The organism is Actinoallomurus sp. NPDC050550 (assembly GCF_040655075.1).
Lineage (GTDB): Bacteria > Actinomycetota > Actinomycetes > Streptosporangiales > Streptosporangiaceae > Actinoallomurus.
Window position 1 is genome coordinate 1 of record NZ_JBFAJC010000134.1, and the last position, 3,352, is coordinate 3,352.

Genomic DNA, 3,352 nt, shown 5'->3' on the forward strand with positions numbered 1-3,352 from the left:
CCACGCATCAGCAGGAGCCAGAGTCGGAGGACGTGGCCGAGGATGAGGTACAGGAAGGACCAGAACACAACCAGCCAGGATGGCCGCTACCTCACGGTGGTCGAGCCACCAACCTGCACAGATCCACAGCACTCACCCAGTTTCCGCACCCCACAGGCGACCTCACCGCTGCCACTTCTCTTCGAGTCAGTCACCTAACTAACTATAGACAGCCGCCGGCGGATTGGCTATGGTCCTCCTCAGTTAGCCAACTAACTCAGTACGGATCGATCAACAGGAGAAGGCCATGATCGTTATCACGGGAGCCACCGGGAACGTCGGAGCTCGCCTCGTGAGCATCCTCGCCGCGGCCGGCGAGCAGGTGACGGCCGTCTCGCGCCGCGCCCCGGCCGCCGGCCTGCCGGATGGAGTCCGGCACGTGGCGGCGGACCTGGACGACCCGGCGAGCCTCAAGCCGGCACTCGAGGAAGCCGACGCGCTCTTCCTCCTCGTCGCCGGGGACGACCCGCAGGGCATCCTCGACGTCGCGAAGGGCGCCGGCCTGCGCCGGATCGTCCTGCTGTCCTCCCAGGGCGCGGGGACCCGGCCGGAGGCGTACGGCCACCCGCGGGCATTCGAGGACGCCGTGCGCGGGTCGGACCTGGACTGGACGATCCTGCGGCCGGGCGGCTTCGACTCGAACGCCTTCGCCTGGGCCGAGACGGTCCGGACGGAGCGAATGGTCGCAGCGCCGTTCGGCGACGTCGGCCTGCCGACCGTCGACCCGGACGACATCGCCGAGGTCGCGGCCGCGGTCCTGGTCCAGGAGGAGCACGCCGGCCGGACGTACGAGCTCACCGGGCCGGCGTCGACCACTCCGCGCGAGCGGACTCAGGCGATCGGGGACGCGCTCGGAGCAGCGGTGCGGTTCGTCGAGCAGACCCGTGCGGAGGCCCGGGCGCAGATGCTGCAGTTCATGCCCGAGCCCGTGGTGGAGGGCACGCTGGCCATCCTCGGCGAGCCGATGCCCGCCGAGCAGCGCGTGAGCCCCCACATCGAGCAGGTCCTCGGCCGCCCGCCCCGCACGTTCGCCGACTGGGCGACCCGCAACATCGCCGCCTTCCGCTGAGCCCCCGCCCCGGTCTCGCGCCCGTACTCCCCCCGCGGGCACGGGCGCGAGACCGGGCCCTCTCGACCCGACGCCGTCCGGCACGGCCGTCCCCATGCACTCATCCGGCCGGACGACGAGCCCGGCCTCATTTCAAGGAGCACCTGTGTCGATTACAGAAGCGCAACCCCGATCCGGGACGGCGTCACCGCCGCGAGCGCGGGCCGCCGGCCATCCCGGACTGATCCTGGCGTTCCTCTGCGTCGCCGGGTTCATGACGTTCCTCGACGTCTCGATCGTGAACGTCGCCCTCCCGTCCATCGAGCGGGACCTCGGCGTCTCCGAAAGCTACCTGCAGTACATCGTCACCGCCTACGGAACGGTGCTCGGCGGGTTCCTGCTGCTCAGCGGGCGCCTCGCCGACACCTTCGGGCGTCGCCGCATCCTGCGGACCGGCCTGATCGTCTTCGCGGCGGCATCCCTCCTCGCGGGGGTCGCCCAGGGCTCCACCATGCTGATCGCCGCCCGCGGCCTGCAGGGACTGGGAGCGGCTTTCATCGCCCCTGCCGCCCTCAGCCTGCTGACCAACACGTTCGCCGAGGGCCCGGAGCGCAACCGCGCGCTCGGGATCTGGGGCGGGCTCAGCGGCATCGCCTCGGTCGCCGGAGTGGTCCTCGGCGGGCTGTTCACCGAAGGACCCGGTTGGCGGTGGATCTTCTTCATCAACGTGCCGATCGGGCTGGCGGCCGCGGCGCTCGCGCCGTTCGTCGTCCCTGAGAGTCGTGCCGAGAGGCGGCCCCGTGCCTTCGACACGGCAGGGGCCGTCGTCCTCACCGCAGGCCTGATGCTGCTGATCTACACCCTGGGCCAGACCGTCGATGTCGGCTGGACATCGGCTCGGACCATCGGCGGTCTCGTCGTCACCGGCATCCTCCTGGCGGCGTTCCTGGTGATCGAGCGGCGGGCCGAGTCGCCGCTGATCCCGCTCGGCATCTTCCGGCTCCGGGCCCTCCGAGCGGCGAACATCACCGCCGTGCTCCTGTTCGGCACGCTGGTGACCCTGTTCTTCTTCGCCAGCCTGTTCATGCAGCAGGTCCTGGACTACTCGCCGATCCGGACCGGCCTGGCCTACGTCCCCCTCGCCATCATCGTGTCCGCCGGCGCGGGGATCTCCTCGAAACTGGTGACCAAGATGGCGGCCAAGCCGGTACTGATCACCGGCATCGTCATCACCGTCGCCGGGATGCTCATGCTCTGGCGGTTGCCCGTCCACGGTGGTTACGTCAGTGACGTCCTGCCAGCGTTCCTCCTCGCCGGGCTGGGCCTCGGCATGTCCTTCGTGCCGCTGCAGGTCGCCGCGTTCGCCGGGGTCCGGAAGACCGAGTCCGGCCTGGCCGCCGGGCTCATCAACACCAGCCAGGAGGCCGGTGGAGCGCTCGGCGTGGCCATCGCCGCAACGATCGTCTTCAGCCGGGTCCCAGCCCTGACCAAGGCCGCCCACGGGGACCCCCCGCTCGTCCTGGCGGCGCGGGCGAGCGTCTTCCACGAGGCCTTCCTCATCGCGGCCTGCTTCGCGACGGTGGGCGTCCTCGTCGCACTGTCGTTGCCCAAGTTGAGGGCGCCAGAGCACGCGAACGGAGAATCCGTTGCCCCCGTCGCGTAACGACCGCACGGCGTACCGGTCGCGTGAAGGCCGCACGGTGCCCCGGCCGGGTGACGGCGGGGCGAACGCCAAGTCCCTCCCATTGCCGGCCTCGGCCGAGGCGTTCCTGACCGAGCCCCACGTGTGCACGCTGACGACCCTCCGCCCCGACGGCACGCCGCACGTGGCACCCGTCCGGTTCACCTGGGACCGCACGACCGGGACGGCGCGGGTCATGACGGTCGCCTCACGCCGCAAGGCCGGGAACCTCCTGGCCGCTCCCGGGACCCGCGTGGCGATCTGCCAGGTGGCAGGCCCCCGCTGGATCACACTCGAAGGCCCCGCGACCGTATCCGACGACCCTCGCCGACTGGCCGAGGGCGTACGCCGCTACGCCGACCGCTACGGGTCACCACCGCCCACCCCGCCCGGTCTAGTCGTGATCGAGATCGCGGTCGACCGGGTGATGGGCCTGTACTAAGAACCGTCCGGCTGTAGGGTCCCCGATTCGATGAGCACTGGCCTGCTACTAGGTTCTGTCTGACAAAAAGCGGGCGGCATCCAGCGGGTTCGGGTTGGATGATCGTTCGTGGTGCGTCGTGGTGAGCTGACCGAGGCTGCCT

General features: G+C 70.5%; 3 protein-coding genes. All 3 read left to right on the plus strand.

The features are described from left to right. Positions 1–286 precede the first annotated feature (286 nt). Positions 287–1,108, plus strand: a complete 822-nt coding sequence (locus tag AB0I04_RS55000) for an NAD(P)H-binding protein (protein ID WP_360905003.1) — start codon at positions 287–289, stop codon at positions 1,106–1,108. A gap of 145 nt (positions 1,109–1,253) precedes the next feature. Continuing rightward, positions 1,254–2,750 carry an MFS transporter gene (locus AB0I04_RS55005; protein ID WP_360905006.1) on the plus strand — a complete coding sequence of 499 codons (1,497 nt, stop codon included), beginning with the start codon at positions 1,254–1,256 and terminating at the stop codon, positions 2,748–2,750. After that, positions 2,734–3,210, plus strand: coding sequence for a TIGR03618 family F420-dependent PPOX class oxidoreductase (locus AB0I04_RS55010; RefSeq protein ID WP_360905009.1), 477 nt, complete (start codon positions 2,734–2,736; stop codon positions 3,208–3,210). Before AB0I04_RS55005 ends, AB0I04_RS55010 begins: the two co-directional genes overlap by 17 nt. The last annotated feature ends 142 nt before the right edge of the window (positions 3,211–3,352 follow it).

Excerpts from the sequence above, each read along its gene's own strand:
- AB0I04_RS55000 (WP_360905003.1), top strand. The coding sequence starts at position 287 with ATGATCGTTATCACGGGAGCCACCGGGAACGTCGGAGCTCGCCTCGTG.